Origin of the sequence: Enterococcus sp. AZ077 (assembly GCF_051714965.1) — a bacterium.
GTDB lineage: Bacteria > Bacillota > Bacilli > Lactobacillales > Enterococcaceae > Enterococcus_B > Enterococcus_B hirae.
Genome location: NZ_JBIOSX010000001.1, coordinates 830,821 through 851,367, shown reverse-complemented (window position 1 = coordinate 851,367; position 20,547 = coordinate 830,821). Strand labels below are relative to the sequence as shown.

Annotated in this window: 15 protein-coding genes; all 15 read right to left on the bottom strand. The window is 36.6% G+C overall.

The window, feature by feature from the left end:
- Position 1: 1 nt before the first annotated feature.
- Positions 2-703: an IspD/TarI family cytidylyltransferase gene (locus IGL28_RS04020; protein ID WP_010719731.1), complete on the bottom strand. Its 702-nt coding sequence runs from the start codon at positions 701-703 to the stop codon at positions 2-4.
- Positions 704-937: 234 nt separating this feature from the next.
- A complete protein-coding gene (locus IGL28_RS04015) occupies positions 938-3,655 on the bottom strand; it encodes a DUF5776 domain-containing protein (RefSeq protein WP_081128604.1) in 2,718 nt (905 codons plus the stop codon).
- Between the two features lie 12 nt (positions 3,656-3,667).
- On the bottom strand, positions 3,668-4,513 hold the full coding sequence (locus IGL28_RS04010; RefSeq protein ID WP_010719733.1) for a LicD family protein: 846 nt from the start codon (positions 4,511-4,513) through the stop codon (positions 3,668-3,670).
- Between the two features lie 252 nt (positions 4,514-4,765).
- A complete protein-coding gene (locus IGL28_RS04005) occupies positions 4,766-5,806 on the bottom strand; it encodes a glycosyltransferase family 2 protein (RefSeq protein WP_010738173.1) in 1,041 nt (346 codons plus the stop codon).
- A gap of 17 nt (positions 5,807-5,823) precedes the next feature.
- Complete coding sequence (locus IGL28_RS04000) at positions 5,824-7,215, bottom strand: sugar transferase (protein ID WP_010738174.1); 1,392 nt, start codon at positions 7,213-7,215, stop codon at positions 5,824-5,826.
- Between the two features lie 205 nt (positions 7,216-7,420).
- Positions 7,421-9,559 carry a glycosyltransferase family 2 protein gene (locus IGL28_RS03995; RefSeq protein ID WP_081204211.1) on the bottom strand — a complete coding sequence of 713 codons (2,139 nt, stop codon included), beginning with the start codon at positions 9,557-9,559 and terminating at the stop codon, positions 7,421-7,423.
- Between the two features lie 37 nt (positions 9,560-9,596).
- Positions 9,597-11,183, bottom strand: a complete 1,587-nt coding sequence (locus tag IGL28_RS03990) for a class I SAM-dependent methyltransferase (protein WP_010738176.1) — start codon at positions 11,181-11,183, stop codon at positions 9,597-9,599.
- Positions 11,173-12,393, bottom strand: coding sequence for an ABC transporter ATP-binding protein (locus tag IGL28_RS03985; RefSeq protein WP_010719738.1), 1,221 nt, complete (start codon positions 12,391-12,393; stop codon positions 11,173-11,175). Before IGL28_RS03985 ends, IGL28_RS03990 begins: the two co-directional genes overlap by 11 nt.
- A gap of 11 nt (positions 12,394-12,404) precedes the next feature.
- The gene (locus IGL28_RS03980; RefSeq protein WP_010719739.1) at positions 12,405-13,211 is read right to left on the bottom strand and encodes an ABC transporter permease; all 807 of its coding nucleotides are present in this window, start codon (positions 13,209-13,211) and stop codon (positions 12,405-12,407) included.
- Between the two features lie 213 nt (positions 13,212-13,424).
- Positions 13,425-14,678 (bottom strand): EpaQ family protein, encoded by a 1,254-nt coding sequence (locus IGL28_RS03975; RefSeq protein ID WP_063626785.1) that lies wholly within the window; start codon positions 14,676-14,678, stop codon positions 13,425-13,427.
- Between the two features lie 222 nt (positions 14,679-14,900).
- Entirely contained in the window at positions 14,901-16,952 is a 2,052-nt protein-coding gene (locus tag IGL28_RS03970; protein ID WP_081115122.1) for a DUF7657 domain-containing protein, read from the bottom strand.
- Between the two features lie 51 nt (positions 16,953-17,003).
- Positions 17,004-17,852: a dTDP-4-dehydrorhamnose reductase gene (rfbD, locus tag IGL28_RS03965; RefSeq protein WP_081128596.1), complete on the bottom strand. Its 849-nt coding sequence runs from the start codon at positions 17,850-17,852 to the stop codon at positions 17,004-17,006.
- 181 nt (positions 17,853-18,033) lie between these two features.
- Complete coding sequence (rfbB, locus tag IGL28_RS03960; protein ID WP_010719743.1) at positions 18,034-19,062, bottom strand: dTDP-glucose 4,6-dehydratase; 1,029 nt, start codon at positions 19,060-19,062, stop codon at positions 18,034-18,036.
- 21 nt (positions 19,063-19,083) lie between these two features.
- Entirely contained in the window at positions 19,084-19,656 is a 573-nt protein-coding gene (rfbC, locus tag IGL28_RS03955) for a dTDP-4-dehydrorhamnose 3,5-epimerase (RefSeq protein WP_010719744.1), read from the bottom strand.
- Between the two features lie 14 nt (positions 19,657-19,670).
- Positions 19,671-20,537, bottom strand: a complete 867-nt coding sequence (gene rfbA, locus IGL28_RS03950; protein ID WP_053766099.1) for a glucose-1-phosphate thymidylyltransferase RfbA — start codon at positions 20,535-20,537, stop codon at positions 19,671-19,673.
- Positions 20,538-20,547: the final 10 nt, after the last annotated feature.

The window sequence follows — 20,547 nt, the reverse complement described above, 5'->3', positions numbered from 1 at the left end:
CCTAATCTTTCATTTTTAAATATGCTTTGAAAAGCTCTAAATCATCGGTTGTGGTCAATTTGATATTTTTATCAGAACCAGCCGCAAAATACAACGTTTCACCTAAGTCCACCATCATCGTATTGGTATAAGATGAGTCTGTCATTCCAATATTTTCTTTGACCGCCCGATTATAAGCAGAAAGTAATTTACCATATTGGTATGCTTGTGGAGTTGAAACACGTCGTAACGTATTACGATCCACATATTGTTGTGTCGTTTCTTCGGTTTTCTTAATAAAAATCTGTTCATTATACGGTAATGAAGTCACACCATTTCCATATTCCTTACATTTCACAATCACATCTGATAGGACGAGTTCATCCACCAATGGACGGATACCGTCATGAATGATAATTGTGTCATCATCCTCTGAATAATCTTTTAAAAATTGTACACCGTTATTGATTGATTCTTGTCCTTTAGATCCGCCAGTAATCACCCATTGGACTTTACTGATATTGAACTCTTTGATATAAGCCCACATGGTTTCTTCCCAACCTGATTTACATACAACAAGAATTCGATCAATCTGTGGATGGTGTTGGAATGACTCCAATGTATAAATAATGATGGGCTTCCCCTCAATATTAATAAATTGTTTTGGTATATCCTGCCCCATTCGTTTGCCAACGCCACCGGCAATAATTATAGCTGTAATCATATGAGATAAATTCCTTTCTTTTATGTGTATTTATACTAAATAGGTATTGAAAACTTGCCTATTATTTCACTATCCGTTCAATAAAAACCATATTTAACCTTTTACATTTTCTCACAACTGCCAATAACTTTCAATGTTTTCCACTGAGCCTCGGTGAAATATAAGTATTATACAAAAAAACAACACATCAAAAGAATGATAGAACATTCGATTGATGTGTTGATTTATTTATTTTTAGTTTACTTTTTGAACATACTTTTTATTTGCAGTCACATAACCATCAGCTGTTTTTAATCGTGGAAGTCCTGATGGGGTATATTCGATTGATTGGATCTCTACGATCGTTCCTTTGCTAATTGCTGCTCCTTTTTGCGTAAAACTGAGATCTTTATAGTAGTAATCATTCATCAACAGTTGAACTCTTTTAGGATTCGTCACAAAATAATTATCATTTGCATTCGCAGCAGCTGTAACATACCCTTTATTAGCTGTAACATATCCCTTATTGGTTTTTAATCGTGGGATTCCACCAGCTGTATACTCGATACCTAAGACATCGATCACCGTACCTTTCGCAATTGCGGTACTTGGTTGTTTAAAGTCTATGTCAGAATAATAGCGATCATCCCTCAACATAACAATTTTTCTTGGATTTTCGATAAAGTAATTATCACTGTCACTCACTAATTGTGTTACATAACCTCTATTTGCTGTCAAATAGCCTTTTGCCGTTTTTAACCGTGGGATTCCCCCACTTGTAAATACCACATTTTGCACTTCAATCAATTCATTTTTAGAGACTGCCTCCCCTTTTTGACTGAAATTGACATCATGATAATACGTATCATTTGTCTTCATGACCACATATCCTGGATTACTATAATAATAGTTTGAGATATTATCTGGCACTTCTTGCACATACTCTTTATTAGCCGTCAAATAGCCATCGGGCGTAAGCAATCGCGGTACTTGACCTTCACGGTATACGACACCTGTAACAGATACAAGCGACCCTTTCGTCACTGCTTTTCCTTTATGGAGAAAGTCTGTGTCTCGATAGTAAGTATCATTGGCTTTCATGACGATTCGAACAGGGTTTTTCGTATAGTAATTATCAATTGATGCTACAGTTGCGATCACGTAGTCTCTATTTGCTGTATAAAAGCCTTTATTTGTTTTTAATCGAGGTATCCCACTCTTTGTTTTTTCAATTCCCGTTACTTTGATGACCGTACCAGCTGAGACTGATTCTCCTGGTTTTGTAAACTCGACATCTTGGTAAAAACGATCATTTGTCTGAGCAATGACTTGTCCTGGATTTGTCATATAGTACATATCAGAGATATCACGATACTGTTCGACCAAATTTTTATTCGCAGTCAAATAGCCATTTTTTGTTTTTAATCGGAAAATACCAGAGTCCGTGTAAGCTAAGCTTTCTACTTCCACCACTGTACCTTTCGTGACTTTATTCAAACGCTGGGTAAAAGCTGTATCTGCATAAAAATAATCATCGGTCTTCAAACGGACTTTTTTAGGATTCGTTGTAAAATAAGAATCAATATTGCTTTGAGCCGCTACAACATATGATTTATTTGCTGTTAAATAACCGTGATCTGTAAATAAGCGTGGAATCCCACTAGCGGTTGTTTGAATACTTTTCACAGTAACTAAAGTATTTTCTTTAACAGTCATTCCAGGACTGGTAAAATTCACATCATTGTAAAAACAATCATCCTTCTTGAGGATGACTCTTCCAGGATTTGTCGTATAATATTTATTTAGGTCAGGTCCGGTTCCTGTATTTGGCGTTCCAAAAAAAGAACTGTAAATCATCGACATGTCAAAGGGACGTGATTGATAATTAGCCAAACCTGGGAAATACATTTTAGACGACCACTGCCAAGCACCATAATCATTGTTCCACTGCATCGATTGTGTTGGAGTATAAGGATATTGTGCGACCCATATACGTTCTTTATTAAAGGGAGCAGGATTGATGTACCCACTATCTAGCCAGCCTCTACTAAGATATAGTGCAGCATTAGAATACCCAAGATTTTTTAGTTGTTGATTAAAAGCCAAAGCATTTTTTTGCGTATCGCGTCCGTTGGAAATCAAGTTTGGGTCTTCTGCGTCATCGAACATGATCGCATTTTTGGGCAAACCGAATTTTGACGCTGCTTGTGCAAAATATTTTGCCTCTGCTTGAGCCGTCTGGACAGATGTATACAAGCTATAATGATAAGCGGACACGCTTAGTCCTGCAGCTTTAGCATTGTTGATTTGACTTTGCGCATACGGATTAGTATAAGATGTTCCTTCAGTGAGCTTGACGGTTACTCCCGTAACCCCGTAACTTTTAATTTTTTGATACTCAGCAACAGAGATTGTTCCATTCCAACTAGCGACATCAATGAAGTCTTTTCTTGGTAAATTAGGATTATCGGCATATACACTATCAGGTTCCCTCATTCTCGTCATAATCCCATACTGACTGCCAGACGGTTGCATGGCATAAGTACCTTTTTTATGGTTTGTCCCTCTTTTCCCGAGTTCAGCATCTTCTCTTGAATCACCTTGACTAGCATCTGGTTGGACCTCGGTAGAATCACTCGTAGAATTGGCGGTCTCGGAACCCGAAGTGCTGGTACTTTCTTGAGTGGGGATTGTCGAGCTGCTGGTCATACTGGATTCTGTCGAAGAAGTCTCAGCCGTAGATGTTTCCGTAGTTGTCGAACTATCCGATTGTTTTGTATCGTTAGTTGTGGTAAGTGTTGCTGAATCAGACGAGTCGTTCATTTGCTTTTCTTCAGTTCCCACTTCATTCATAGCCTTCTGTTCTTGACTAGATTGAGAAGTTTTAGCTATATTTTCAATTGCATAAGTATTGGAAATAGAGCTATTTAATAATAATGTACATAAAAGTACACCAGAAAAAATCCGTTTCATCTCTTTTCTCCTTCATACTGTATCGTTTACTTTGTAAGCTTTTTTAGTATCAACAAGAACAGCTTCATGATGAGGCTGTTGTTCTTCTTCAGGGGGCAATTGCATGTAGTCACCAAAGACCTGTTTCAAATAGCGGTCATACCCAACAGGAATTGGCATTTTTGTCTCTTCAAAGGGAACAACAATCGCTGATTTAAAATCTTCCAAATGGTAAATATTTCCCATATATTTAGGTCCGACACATAATTCTGTGACATAAGGTGTCGATCCGAATGAGTACTTACTCATTTGTTTTTCTGCAAAACGCCAAATCTTATAGCGGATTTTGGGCGAAGAGAACGTACTTAAAAGCACCTTGCTACCTGTTGCCATCATTCCCCCATGTTTTTCGGGCACAACCTGAGAACAAAACAATGCATAAACGAGCGCCCACATTTTTTGGATTTTCCGTTGCGCACTTTTTTCAGGCGCACCGTCCAAAGGAAAAATATCAATCGGTATACCATGAGGAATAGCCATTCCTTCTTGATACGTTTTGACAAATGTGGTATTTGCATCTCGAATGGTCATAAATGAATTATGATCATTGTAATTCTCAGAAGCAACCAATAGCGGATAGCGTTCAACATCAGCATATTTTGGCCATAGTTCTTTTATTTTTTCATAATCTTGTCTAGGCATAAAAAAATCCAAGTCATCATCCCAAGGAATAAAACCTTGATGACGGATAGAGCCAATACAGCCACCGCCACAAAAATAACAAAGTAGGTCGTGTTTATTACAAAAATCGACAAAATATTGAGCGATTTCTAACACTACCTGCTGGACATTTCTTAATTCAGGATCATTACTATACATACTTACAGCTCCCTCTATTTTTATTTTATCATAACTATTTTTTTATCCGAAATAGAATCTGTCTAAATTTGCAAAAAAAGAGTGTGGGTCAAAAGGAAAACCTAAAGACCCAAACTCGAATAAATAGTGTGTTAGAAGAAACTTTTATCCTAACACTTTTATAAATGTGAGAATAAAGCCATGACAGCTGTCACTGCTTTTTTATTTCGATTGAAAAGCAAATGATATCACCCTGCTATTCCGGTCGCTTATTTAATACACTCGTTTTAGTGTTGCCATCAATCCTGGCATCTTTATTTCAACAAAACTTCCGATGCGTACAGCAGTTAAAAAGAATGAACAAGGCAGGTTATACAATTGCTTCGTTACTTTTTTTACTGTAGAGTCGGTGCAAGCAATTTTTTTCGCCTCAACAATAGTTGGATCCGTTAATATTTGCTTTGCTTCAGCTTTTTTTTCTTTTGCTGTCCGTGTCGAAGTGCCATAGATAGAAAAGATGACCGACGTCGTTCCTTTTAAATGGAGAGCTGCCATTCCTGGCTTATCGACTTCATTCGTCACTTCATTTGCTAATTGGTAGAACTCTTTGAAGGTACTAAATTTATTGGGACGGTACTGATTCGTGATTCCTTTGCCACCTTCAAATTCATAAATATAAGAAATTTTCGGGTTCATCAGGACATTTTGACAATATTTATAATAATGCAAATTAAAAATACGGTCTTCACAGCTATTGTATCCTTTAAAAAGAAGCTGATTCTGTTTTAAAATATCCCTTCGATAACATTTATTCCAAACTACATACATCAACTGATCGTTCATTAATCGATACATGTCTTTTATAAAACTATCATGACTTTGATAATGATGCTCCGTCACTAAATTTTCTTTTTCTGAAATAATCTGTTCTCCGTCCATCGTTCGAAAGATAAACGAACTAACGATCAAATCGGTGTCTGGATGTTTAGCTAAAAGCTTGTCATAATCAGATAAAACTTCTTTTTTCGGCGTATCATCCGCATCAAAAAATAAGATGTAAGTTCCTTGGGCTTGCATAATCCCTTCATTTCTTGCTAAACCAGGCCCTTGATTAGCCGTTGTGATCAGTCGAAATTTAGGGTCGTTCTCAATAAGTCTCGTAATGATTGCTTCCGTTTGATCTGTCGAACCATCATTGATTAACAAAACTTCATAATCAGTAAAATCAAATTCTTTTAAAGATGCGATCGTACGAGCAATCGTGCTTTCAGCATTATAAATGGGTATGACGATACTAAATTTTGGGTTACTCATTTTTCACTACCTCTCAACTAGCGAAAGATTTTCTCTTTTGGAAAAGCAATCTCTGCCAATGAATGAACATTCTCATCTTCTTCCAAGCCTTGAGAAGACATCTTATCAAAAAGAATTTTAATGGTTTGTAATAATATTTTTAAATCGAGCAATAAAGAATATTTCTTGATGTAAAGTAAATCAAACCGTAATTTACTGTTGTAATCTGATACGTATTTCCCATAAACTTGCGCATAACCCGTTATCCCAGCACGTACATTGTGTCTCAAATAGTAATAAGGATTTTCCGCATTAAATTGATCAACAAAGAAAGGACGTTCTGGTCGAGGACCAACGATCGACATGTCTCCCTTTAATACATTAAAGATTTGTGGTAATTCATCAAAACGAACTGCTCGGATAAATTTACCCACTGGAGTGACACGAGCATCGTTGCTCTTAGCCAAAACAGGTCCTGATTTGGCTTCTGCAGTCGCAGTCATCGAGCGAAATTTATAGATTGAAAATTCTTTTTGATTTTTAGTGATCCGAATTTGTTTATAAATAACCGGACCCGGTGAAGTAACTTTTACTAAAATAGCAGTTAATAACATGAAAGGTGAGGCTATGATCAGTAAAATCAACGAAACGATAATATCAAACAACCGCTTGAATAATTCATATTCTGGTGGAATTCTGAATCCTGAAGCTTCAATAATACTTTCATCTTCAAAGTTCATGATGTTTGGATTGATCATCGTTAAGTTTTCAAATGTCGTATTGAGAAATAATTTCTTCTCATTTTTTGTCACTAGTTGATAGATTTTTACTTTTTCTGCTTCTTCAATATGTGAAGCCAGATAGACGATATCCATTTGATCAATCATTTTTTTCACATTTTCATAGTAGTGATCGATGACAACCGCTTCTACTTTATGCTTATTATTTTTTTTAGAACTGAAATTTTGTATGGCCGGTGCCACATCTTTTTCTGATCCAACGATCACGACTTTCTTATCACGACTGACTTTCAAGTACAACTTATAAATTAATATTCTGTAAAGACTCAATAAAATGGTCGCTAGCACAAATGACAGTAAAATTACGCCTCGTGGGAAAGCAAACCAGCGTCCAGCAAAGGTGACGACCATGATCCCCAATGTCATTAAGACTTGACCAATAACCGTGACAAACACGATATCGCTGACCGTTCGATTATAAAAAACATATACGCCCAATAAGATATTCAAGGCAATAAATATAACAGAAATAAAGATTGCTGAATGTTGAAAAGTTTCAAAATTCCGCATGGGTATTTCCCCATGAAATTTCAGTAAGAAACTGCTATATATGGCTACATTGTACATCAAAACATCCATTAAAATAATGAATATTCGTCTTGCAGCACTCCATTCCCCATTTTTATTCATATATACACTCCTAATCACAAAATAATGCACCTATTATCTTACCATAGCAGGGTTTAAAAGCCTAGTGAATAAACAAATTGTAACAGAATTACAAAAAACTATTGCTCTACAATTATAACGCTTGCTTTTAATATCTCATTTTACGAAAAAAAACTACCATGCTTTCTTAACTGATTGCATGATAGTTTCTATTTTCATTTCTTAATTAATCTGGTCTTAATGAAAAATCTCCAATTCCTTCTTTTGTCAGATTATCGTTATAAAAAGGATCATGGTTGATATATCCTGGCCATTTCACTTGCATTTTCTTTATCTCACCTGCAAAACGTTTTTGCTTCTCAGGCGTATCTTCATAGCCTCTTGATTTTGATTCAAAATGATAAAGTTCAACTTGATGGGCATAAACGTTATATCGACCTAGCTCATAAATTTTCAGGCATAAATCCACATCATTGAAAGCGACTGCTAATGTTTCATCAAAGCCATGGACCGCATGAAAATCACTGGCTTTGACCATCATACAGGCAGCTGTTACCGCTAAGTAATTGACATCGATGACTAACCGACCAAAGTAACCACAGTGTGTTTGGTCATAGTTGTTCAACGCATGACCAGCAACGCCACCAATACCAACTAACACACCAGCATGTTGTGTCGTATCATCTGGGTAGTAAAGTTTGGCACCGACACAGCCAATTCGATCAAATTGCGCATAGGCAACCATATTGGTCATCCACTCAGGCTCAATAACTTCCGTATCATTGTTTAAGAACAATAAATATTTGCCACTTGCTTTTTCTGCCGCTAGATTGTTGATCCTAGAATAATTGAAAGGTATATCGATCAATTCCACTATAAAACGTTCATTTAGTCGTTGCTGGTATTCCTTAAATAGTTCCTGCATCTTAGGATCGGTACTACCGTTATCAGCAACAATGATCTCATAGTTGGAATAGGTTGTTTTGTCAACAATTGAGTCGATACATAGTTTTAAGTCATCATATCCGTTTTTAGTGGGAATAATGACACTAACTAAGTCTTCTTGCAGCACTTCATAATTGACCTCGTAGAAACCAGAGATTCGTCCAGGACGAACTTTTCCTTTAATTCCTCTACGATCGAGTGCATCAGTCAATGCCTTGACTCCAGAATCATAAATATAGCTCTTCGCTTCACCATTGCTGGCAGTAGATCCCGGAATCGTGCGCCAGTGATACAGTACTTTATCAATGTGATAAATGTGATCAGCTGGGATCTGCTCAGTTATTCGTAGTACCAAGTCATAATCTTGAGAACCTTCATATCCTTTTCTAAATCCACCGATTCCTTTAACTAAGCTGGTACGATAAACCCCTAAATGTGAAATATAATTATTGCCCATTAAAGTATCTGGTGACCAATCCGCTTTAAAATGAGGATCAAAACGCTGACCTTCTGCATCGATCTTATCTTCATCGCTATAAATGACATCAAGTTCAGGACGCTGATTCAAGACGCTTGCGACTTCAAACAACGCATAAGGCGGTAGTTCATCATCATTATCTAACAACGCTATGAACTCTCCTGTTGCCATTTCCAAAGCAGAGTTGGTCGCTAGACTGATATGCCCATTTTTTTCTCTAAAAACGACTTTGATTCGTTGATCTTTAGCTTGATACTTTTCTAAACATTTTCTGATTTTAGGATCAGTTGATGCATCATCACTGATACATAGTTCCCAGTGATCATACGTTTGTTTTAAAACAGAATCAATACATTTTTCCAGCCATTTGATTTCGACATTGTAGACTGGCATAAGTACTGAGATTAAGGGACGATATTCAAATCCTTTAGCATCTTGACGTTGCTTTTGGAGATCAAACTGTTCATGACGTTTGATCCATTCGGTGTAATCAACAGAAGCGGGTTTCATTTCAAATTTGACACGTCGGATCGCTTTTTTCACTCCGTGTGTCCGTGCATAATTGAATCCTTTTTGAAGCAATCTTTTTTTCTTTTCCCAGTTTGTTTCAAGGCCATCGTCATATGGATAACGACCATTCAATTTCACCGCGATCCCATTTTGATGGGATTTTGTTTGGAAATCTAAAATCGCTTTACCTTTCATTCTTCCAGATAATCGGATGTTGAAACCACTTGGTGTTTTCACATCCAGATTGTATAAATGATTGATATCCAAACGAACAACATTGGTGACTTCGGCAGATACTTTGTCCTTATCGACTTTAATGATCGGAATTTCTTTCGTCACCTCATCGACCGCCCAGCCAACAATCAATAAATCCCCAGTTGCTCTTTCACGAGTAATTCGGTCTATAAATACAGCAATCTCTTTTTTTTGCACGAGCTTTTGTTCTCCTTTATTAAAAATAAGTTCGTTCTTATATCTCGATAAACCAGGATTCGCCATTTTCAGCAACAGCTTCAATTAAAAAAGATTTTTCTCGTTCACATCTTATTTGCAATTCAAAACCAGCTTTTGTTCCCGCTGGCAATTGTTCCGCCTCATTTACTTCTGGCCGTTCAAACTGCAAGGCTTGAAAAAATGGTGCTTGGTTCACAGATAACTTATAGGATAACGGCTGACGTTGTGCGTTAGAAATTCCCCAACCATTGATTGTCAAAATTTTCGTTTCTGGATCCCAATGCTTGCTATCCACGCATAGAGAAATCGCCTTTGCTTGAATTTTCTTTGCTGTTTCTTTCGATCGAAGCTTGCGGTTTCTTGGTTTAATTGCGAATTCTTCCTCAGTTATCAGTTTACAATAACGGTCAGTCGTCATCTGTAATTCGTTAGCTAATTTTTCATTTGTCAATCGCACTTGTTCATTTTCTTTTTTCAGCGAAGTGATTTGTGCCATTAGACGTTGCTCGATCTGCGCTAAAGGTTTGACTGCCTCAAGTAGTTCTTTCATGGTTTGTGTCAATTCCCCGATAAACCGATAATGACAATGGATCGTCAATTCTTGACCTGCGACATCAAATAGAGTAAATTGTGGCGTTACTTCACCATCAAATAAATAGCAATCATTTTGTGTTTTGATTACTGCATTAGATTGGATGAAATCAATTTTGTTCCCCGCCAATTCCCCGCTAAATTCGATAAAACTTGGTTGATCAGCAAATTTAAAAATGACCGATTCGACATCCCCGGCAATTGGAAAAGTCAATGTTTGGTTTTCTCCCGTATAATTGTTGAAAGGATATTTTTGGGAGACTTCTTTGTTTGCAGTCTTTTGGATCACTTCCACCATTCGAACATAATTCGAATTTTGTGGTTGTGAGATGTGACTATTCTCAGTGTGTTTTTTCAAAGAAAAGAAGTATTGATAAACTTCTCCGAAAGGTCGCATTTTGAACTCATAGCGAACTGCTTCGGGTAATTCTTCATAAGTTGAATTTAATTCTGTGTCTCCGACAGCTAAGTAAAGGTAATCCTCAATATTAATAGATAAACCAGCTTTTTCAAACACTTTTTTAAAACCTTCGTGTGTGTAAAAAGAATTATGTGTTTCATCTAATAAGCCATAAGAAGCCCATGGTAACTCATTGTTGAATAAATGGATCAGCACAGAATTATGGACTAAATTCGGAAATGTGATTAAAATTTCTCCATCTTCATTGAGAAATTCTCTCACTTTTTTTAATGTTTCAGCTGGGTTCACTAAATGTTCTAAAACATCGGCAAAAAGGATATAATCAAAGGTTTGCCCTGCATAATAGTTTGCCCACTCAAAACTTTCAATATCTCCATAAAAACCATCTTGTGAAAATTCACTGACAAAATCGAATAATTCTTTATCTAATTCGACGATACTTACTTGACAATTTTTGGCTCCGATTAAATGTTTGGTCAATCGGCCGTTTCCCGGTCCAAATTCCAAGACTTTGCTGCCTGGTTTAATTTGGGCAGCAATTTTCCCTACACTACTTTGTTCATCTAAGTCCATTTCAAAATCATACTTCATCGGCTAGATAACCTTCTTCCCATTTATGGTCTAAGACCACGATTCCTTCCCCAATATATGAGCCATTAACAAATAAGTTCATATATTTTGTTTTGTAAACTAAAGGTACGGTGGCATTTTCTTCAAAAATTGCCACATCAAAATAATATTCACCAGCTAGCAGGCCTAGTTTTTCATATTCTAAATAGAAAACATTTTTTCCTTTTTTCCAAGGGATTTTGATGCCGTCCAACAGTGTATTTAAGCCACAAACGTAAAAATTATCGACAGTTCGTAAGGCAATCCCTAAAACAGGATTCTTGATCGAATCATCTTTTACTTCATAGGTTACTTTGACATACAGTGTTTCGCCTTGATCAAGCACGTCAACAGGATTTTTTTCTTTATCCAATAATTCCGCACTCAGTACATCAACGATGTCAGGCGCTGCAAAACGTTCCATTTGATTTTTATTTCGATCAACTGTTTTGACTGATTTTTTCTTTAAAAAGTTTTCATAGTTCGTTGTGACATCCATGGTATCCCCATATTCAACTACTTCACCATTTTTTAGCCAATAGGATCGATCACAAAAACGGCGGATCGAACTGATGTCATGGGAAACGAATAAGATCGTTTTACCTGAGTTCTTGATTTCAGTAAATTTCTCCATACATTTTAACTGGAACTCAAGGTCCCCTACAGCTAGAGCCTCATCGACAATCAAGATATCTGGATTGACATTAATAGCTACCGCAAAGGCTAAACGAACAAACATCCCACTGGAATATGTTTTTACTGGTTGGTAAATATGTTCGCCGATATCAGCAAATTCAATGATGTCTCCGACCATTCCATCGATTTCTTCACGAGAAAAACCTAACACCATGCCATTCAAATAAATATTGTCATAGCCAGAATATTCGGGGTTGAACCCAGAACCTAGTTCTAATAGTGCAGATATTTTCCCTTCAATCTCCATTGTTCCAGATGTGGGCGTCAAAACGCCAGTAATGATTTTGAGCATGGTGGATTTTCCTGAACCATTTTCTCCGACAAAACCGATCATTTCCCCTTTTTTAATTTCCACATTGATATTTTTCAACGCATAAAAAACGTCATGATAAGATTTTTTGAAGGGATTCAAAGCTTCACGAAAACGGTCAGATGGTTTTGCGTACATATTATAAGATTTTGTAATGTTTTTTAATTTAATCGCATATTCAGTCATATTCATACTCCTTACAGCACATCTGAAAAATGTGGTTTCAATCTACGGAACACAGCAGATCCAATAACGAAGATAGCTAGCGTAAATACCCAGAAATAGAGAGTATACATTCCGTGTTCCCAGAACCAAGCTTGTCCTAAGAAAGACTCACGATATCCTTGCACGACATAATAAAGTGGGTTTAGTTTTAAGATTTGAACGATCACTGGATTGAACTGACTTGGACTCCAAAGGATTGGCAATGTCCACATAACCAACTGTAGGACAATCGTGATCAATTGCATGATGTCTGGTAGAAATGGTTGAATTGATGCTGTCAACCATGTTAAGCCGGTTAAAAAAGCACACATACAGAATAAATAATAAATCAGTTGGAGCGTCATCCAGGTTGGATAGATTCCATGTCCAATAACCACCACTAAACCAACGAAAATAAAGAAAAGATGTGCATATAGATTCGATAAAATTTTTGTAGTTGGTAAAATGCGGATATTAAATACAACTTTTTTTACTAAATAAGTGTATTCTCTGAAAACTAACGTCGTTGATGTAAACGCGTCAGAAAAAAAGAACCATGGGATCATTCCCGTAATCAAATAAACAATAAAAGGATATTTTCCATCTGTCATCGCTGCCTTTAATCCAAAACCAAAGACCAACCAATAAATCAATACGGTAAAGACAGGATTAATGAATGCCCATAAAATTCCCAAAAAAGAGCCCGCATAGCGAGACTTAAAGTCATTCACTGAAAACTGAAGCAAGAGCTTTCTATTCTGGTAGATATCCTTCATAAATAAAAACAGATCTTTAAACATTTGTGTTCCTCCAAGCAAATTCTGTTAATTACAGTCATGTGCCATTTTACCACACTTTTACTCACGGACTGTGATATTCTTAGTTTCTTAATTTTCTATTAAGCAACTTTACGCTAACATTTTTATTTTACATAAGAAATAATTTAATTGCAATGAAGCAAAAAGCTAGCTGACCCAAGAATAACTTGTTTCAACTAGCTCTTATCTAAATATTTAATGTCGGCGTGCCACTCTTGATAGAGAGCCGTCTGTCGTTTCCCTCGTTTGTTGATTCGCTATTTTCCGCTTGTTTGCAACGTTTTTTAAATCATCATATCGGTGACTTGCCATTCCCAATAACAGATAGATGATAGGTACCCACGGAAAAGAAGTTAAAGTATCTTCCATAAAGGATTGGATCATCACTGCAAAGAATGCCCATAAAAAGGTTACTTGTCCATTCGATAAATCTGCTTTTAAGGTCAATCGGCCTACATAGATTAAGACTAGTACCCCTGCGATAATGACACCCAGCAATCCATATAGATTTAAAAATGAATTATAACTATTGTGATTTCCTAAAAATTGATTTCCACGTTGAAAAATGAACGGTTTCATTCCAACCCAGACTTGTTCGCTTTTTTCTGAAATAGTCTCATAGAATTTCAACCAAATTTCTTCACGACCAGTAAAGAGATTTAGATGCTCGGAATGAGCTGCTAAGTAAGAAACTGGCAACGCAAAAATCGTGACAATCATGTAGGCTAAAAATGGCGCTCGTATTATTTTGAACAATTGTTTTGGCCAAATATCCAGTAAAACAAATACGATCATCGCAACTAAAGCACCTTTTGATTGACAGACCCAGATACCAATAATCCCAGCAATCACACTCGGAAATCCAACGAATACCCGAACATACCAGCGCTCAAATGAACTGGCAAACCCACTGATCAGTAAGGAGAGGGTCATTAAAGTACTACCAATCGTATTCGTGTTGATCCAAATATCGGAAACTTTATTATCAGGCAACCAAATACTTTCACCATCAGGAATTTTTATTTCAGTAAAAATGCGGTATAACGTAATGCCAAGAAAGACATAACATACTAAAATAAAAATCGAACGATCTAACTTATCAAACTGAATCCATTTAACCGTCAAACAAAAGACTATGATTAACGGGATCAAAAGATCTACATTCATAGAACTTGCTCTTACTTCACGGAAATGATCAAACAGAAAATAAATAAGCATTGCCGCTGCTAAAAAAATAAAGTCAGCTCTTCGTCCTTTATATACGTTTAAAATAAATAAAATGACAATGCCAAACGTAACAAATTGCGCACTGTTGTCATATAAAAAAAGCGCTTGAGCATTGCCTAGGCCTGCTGTCCATACAAAATAAATAGCAGAAAGAAATAGAATCAGTAATCCAACACTCATTTTATTTATTAATTTTCCAATAACCGTCTGAATAATCTCCATCCTCCTTTCATACTGTTTTATTATACTGTTTTTTAAAAACAAACGGCAATGCTATTTTTAGATTAATTGATAAAAAACTCACTTTTAGTGCTTCATCCAGTCTTTTTAAAAGAAAAAACATGGAACCTAAAAATAGGTACTGAGCAATTTCAGAAGAAGCAGTAAAGAAATTTACTTCCTTACACTCCCATATCAATTACTCAATACCTAATAATTACTTTCTCAACCGCCTGTATACGACCATTCATCTACTTGGTTATCCGTATTATTCACAGCATTATTGGCTGTAGATGGATCGTTTTCAGGATAGGTTACTTCAAAAATCATATAACCATCTTTATCAGGACCGTATAGTTGAGTGAATTGTGCTTGGTACAATTGATTATAATCAGTTAACGGGCGTTTGCTGACCACGTATTTGATTCCAAGCTTTTCAGCATCTTTAAAGTTGAGGGTCACAGAAAACATATCTGGACGATCTAAAACAAATGAAGTTTTTTCTTTAGCAATAAAGGCACGTGTGTGGGCATATCGATTATAATATTTTTCATATTTTTTATCTGGATCAATTTTAGCCCATGCCTTCATGTCTGGATAAAAGCGTACCGAATTAAAAGCTTTTACGCCTAATGTTGGTGTAAAGTTATACAGCTCATCTTCTGTTAACCATACTTGTTGTGGATCTGCCTGATCAATTGCTTTTATCTCTTTTGCCAGAGTCTTTTCAAAGATCGCACCAGTTCCTTCTACAACTGGGTTCACAAAGAAACCTGAAGCTACAATCAAAGCGATAAACGAAAGATAGAACAATCGACAACGTCGGAACAGAATAAATGCCAGGATTAACGTACCAACAATCACGATCATGGTGATCTCAAATTCGGTAAAGTATTTTGTCATTTTGGAATTGACCAAAGCATACGTAAAGATTCCCGCGTTCGCCAACAATAAGAAAAATTTATACCATGTTGGGATCACATCTTCTTGCCAAATATAGGCAATAAACCATATGGTTAAGAGGCAAGCTGCAAAACTAAAGGTTAAGATTGCTCTAAAAGGTGGCACGTAAGATAATAAAGTGAGTTCAGCGAGCCATTTTGGTAATCCTAAAGTAATCCAATAAATTGAAAACAGACAAAAGAGCATTAAAATTCGTCCAAACAGTTTTTGTTCACTATTTTTTTTACCAAATAAAACAAATGGGCTTGCTAAAAAGACGGTCGGGAAGAAATGATAAAACAGAGCAACTTCAGAATTATTAGAAAAATTGATATCTTTAAACGAAATTTTCCAGTTTGTCAGAAAATAAAAGAACTCTCCTAAATGCCATTTTCCTCCTGTACTTACTCGTTTTCCTGGATATAAGGTATTTAAAGAAGCCAGTAACGCATCTTTAGAGGTTAACCAAAAGTGGATCAGTACGCCACCTATAAATAATATTGCCCCAATGATCAGTACTGCATCAAACCAATCCCAAGTGATTCGCTTCCCATAATAGAGCAATAACCCAACAAAATAAAAGACAAGTAAATAAGCAAGCATAACTTGATGGGCTGGATAAATCACCAGGATAAAACCTAGACCAAATATGACGATCAAACTCATCATCATTGCTCGTACCCATTTTTTTTGATGTTGGTAAAAATAATGATAAAAAGCAACCATTAGTCCTAATGTGAAGAAAATCAGATCTCCCACGTGTTGCATGAACCACCACTGGACTGCTGGTGAGAAAGTTAAGGCAAAGGCGCCTACGAGTGATAAAGCTTTTTTTCTTTTTGTCAAAATCATTAAAACTTCATACCCCAATAAAACCATGACCACTAATTTCATTGCCCAATAAAACGAAAGCCCACGATCTCTTCCCAAGAAAAAGAATCCCCAATTGAATGGTTTACCAATAACTGTGATATCTTTAACAGGAGAATTATAAGCAATGATCATATTTTGTCCATTTAAGGAATAATCGGGATTTACTAAAGGATAGTCATTTTCAGCTTGTGAAAGATAAAAAGGTGTTTGCACGAGCCATTCATCTGAACGAACTTCCCTATTTTGCCCGAAGATGACATCAGTTTTCTTTCCATCATCTCGTTGCGATACATATTTATCCCATACACCCAATGAACTACCATTCAAATTAAACGTTACAATAACTACAATGACTAGCAATCCGATGAGGTAACGAAGTTTTAGAAAGACATCAAGAACAGAATGATCTGTGCGCTCAGGCTTAACGGCTGTTCGTTGCGCGCGTCTTGTTTGTTTTTCCATGCGATTCTCCAATTTCTAGTTTGTTCTTTTTTTTACGGAAAAACAAGTTTGCTATCTCAAACTTTCAGCTGCTTCCAACATTTTTGCTAATGCTTCTTGCCATGTCGGAATGACAAAGCCTAGATCTTCTGCTTTCTTTAGACTCATCACAGAATATTGTGGGCGAACTGCTTTTTGTGGATACTCTGCTGAAGTGACTGGTGCTACTTCGACATCCGTATCTTTTAAGATTTCTTTGGCAAATTCATACCATGAACAGCTATTATCATTGGATAACTGATATACGCCATAAGGTGCTTGTTTTTCAATCACATATACCATAAATTCAGCAAGTGTTCGAGTCCAAGTTGGGCGACCATATTGATCATTAACAATAGTTAAACGATCATGCGTTTCGGCTAAACGTTGCATTGTAAAGACAAAATTATGTCCATAAACACCAAATACCCATGAAGTACGGATAATATAATAGTCTTCTAAAATTTCTTGAACTGCTTGTTCCCCTAGTAATTTTGTGCGACCATACTCATTCAATGGGTTAGTTGGATCGTCTTCGCGGTATTCTTGGTCTTTCTTTTTGCCATCAAAGACATAATCCGTACTGATATATACTAATTTAGCATTCACTGCTTTTGCAGCCAATGCCACATTTTTAGTTCCATCAACGTTAATCTTCTCATCTAATTCTTTGCCTTCTTCTTCTGCTTTATCAACGGCTGTATACGCTGCACAATGAAAAATAATTTCTGGCTTTAAGTTTGTAATATACTCCATTGTTTTTTCTGCATCAGTAATATCCAGCTCAGCAGCATCAGTTGACACATAAGCCATTCCTTTTTCATCTAATAAATGGCGTAATTCCGTTCCAAGTTGACCATTTCCTCCGGTTAATAAGAACATTCTGATCTCTCCTCTTTTTTGTTTTAAAAAGGGGTCTGCAACATCTGTCACAGCTCCCCTTACAATTGCCAATAAACAATTCCTATTTTTATACTAATTTTTTTCTGCACGTTTTACAACTTCATGCGTGTCTTTTTTACCCGAATTTTTTGAGAGTTCATTAAATCCGGCTTATCATCATTTATTGACCATTTTTGGCATAGGCTGCTTCCACAGCTTCTTTTTCTTTCTTCCACCAATCTTGGTGTTCTTCATACCATTTGATTGTATCAGCTAAACCATCACGGAAGTTGGTAAATTCAGGTTGCCAACCTAGCTCCTCACGTAACCTTGTCGAATCAATTGCATAACGTAAATCATGTCCTGCACGATCGTTGACATGGTCGTAAGCATCTTTGGGTTGTCCCATAAGTTCCAAAATCAATTCCATGACTGTTTTGTTATCTTCTTCCCCATCGGCACCGATCAAATAAGTTTCACCGATTTTTCCTTTAGTCAAAATCAACCAAACCGCAGATGAATGGTCATTCGTATGGATCCAATCACGAACGTTTTTTCCTTCACCATATAGTTTTGGACGTATACCACTTAAGATATTAGTAACTTGACGAGGAATAAATTTTTCAATATGTTGATATGGTCCATAGTTGTTTGAACAATTTGAGATCGTTGCTTGCAACCCAAATGAACGAACCCAAGCTTTCACTAATAGATCAGAGCCCGCTTTAGTTGAAGAATATGGACTTGATGGATTATAAGGTGTTTCAGCTGTAAATTTTTCCCCTTCGCCTTCTCCATGACCTGGTAAATCTTCACGTAAAGGTAAATCCCCATACACTTCATCGGTGGATACATGATGGTAACGAACATTGTATTTACGACAAGCTTCTAATAGGGTGTACGTACCAATAATATTGGTTTGGACAAAAGGAAATGGATCTTTTAGCGAATTATCGTTATGCGATTCTGCTGCATAGTGGACTACGGCGTCTGCTTCTTTGACTAAACGATCCACTAATTCTGCATCCGCAACATCACCAACGACTAATTCTACACGGTCACTAGGTAGCCCTGCTAAGTTCTCTTTATTCCCAGCATAAGTCAATTTATCTAACACCGTAACATGAACCTCTGGATGATGATTGACCACATAGTGGACGAAATTTGAGCCGATAAATCCGGCACCACCAGTAACAATGATATTTTTCATATAAAAATTCTCCTTGCAATCCTAAATTTCACCATAAACAAATGGATTTTCTGCTTCAAACTCTTTTAAAGTTGGATGATGCTGATCCTTTTCAGACATAATCGCTTTGGAAAGATCGATAGGCCAATCAATCGCTAAGTCTGGATCATCAAAGGCAATCCCACCATCAGCTTGTGCATTGTAGTAATTATCACATTTGTAAAGAAAATTGACATTTGGTGTCAATGTCACAAATCCATGAGCATAACCTTTAGGCACCAAAAGTTGTCGATGGTTGTGTTCAGATAAGATAAAGCCTTCCCATTTACCATAGGTTGGACTTCCTTTACGAATATCGACAATCACATCTAAAACAGCACCAGAAGTTACCCGAATCAATTTCGTTTGTGCTGCTTCTCCTTTTTGGAAATGCAGTCCGCGGATAACACCAGCTTCTGCCGATAATGAATGATTATCTTGAACAAAATCAAAATCTAAACCATGTTCAACAAATTTTGCTTTGGAATAACTTTCGGTAAAAAAGCCACGATGATCACCAAAAACATCCATTTCAATGATCTTCACATCTGTTAAATTAGTATCAGTTACTTTCATTACTTCAGACTCCCTTAATTGTTGGCCAACTGTAAAAGATATTGACCATATTGATTTTTTTTCAACGGTTGAGCTAATGCAAGTAATTGCTCTTTAGTGATATATCCCATTCGGTAGGCGATTTCTTCTAAACAAGCTACCTTGAGATTTTGACGTTTTTCAATCGTTTCAATAAATGTGGATGCCTCTAGAAGAGATTCATGCGTGCCAGTGTCTAACCAAGCAAAACCTCTACCCATCAATTCAACAGATAGTTTTCCTTTTTCTAGATAGACTTTGTTTACATCAGTGATCTCTAATTCACCACGTTCAGAAGGTTTGATGTTTTTCGCAATCGAAATAACATCATTATCATAAAAATATAACCCTGTTACTGCATAATTTGATTTTGGTAGCGCAGGTTTTTCTTCGATTGACAGAGCCCGCATCTTTTCATCAAATTCTACAACACCAAAACGTTCTGGATCATTAACGTGGTAACCAAACACTGTTGCTCCAGTATCTTTAGAAGCAGCGCGTTGAAGCATTTTAGATAAGCCACCACCGTAATAGATGTTATCTCCTAAAACTAAGCACACACTATCATCACCGATAAATTCTTCACCGATAATAAAAGCCTGTGCTAGCCCATCTGGACTTTCTTGCACTGCATACTCAATTTGTAATCCTAACTCTGCCCCATTACCAAACAGTTCTTTAAATCTTGGTGTATCTTGAGGAGTAGAGATAATCAGGATTTCTTTGATACCCGCTAGCATTAGTGTAGACATTGGATAGTAGATCATTGGTTTATCGTAGACTGGCATCAACTGTTTTGAAGTTGCCTTAGTTAGAGGGTATAAGCGTGTACCACTTCCCCCAGCAAGAATGATTCCCTTCATGAGTATAAAT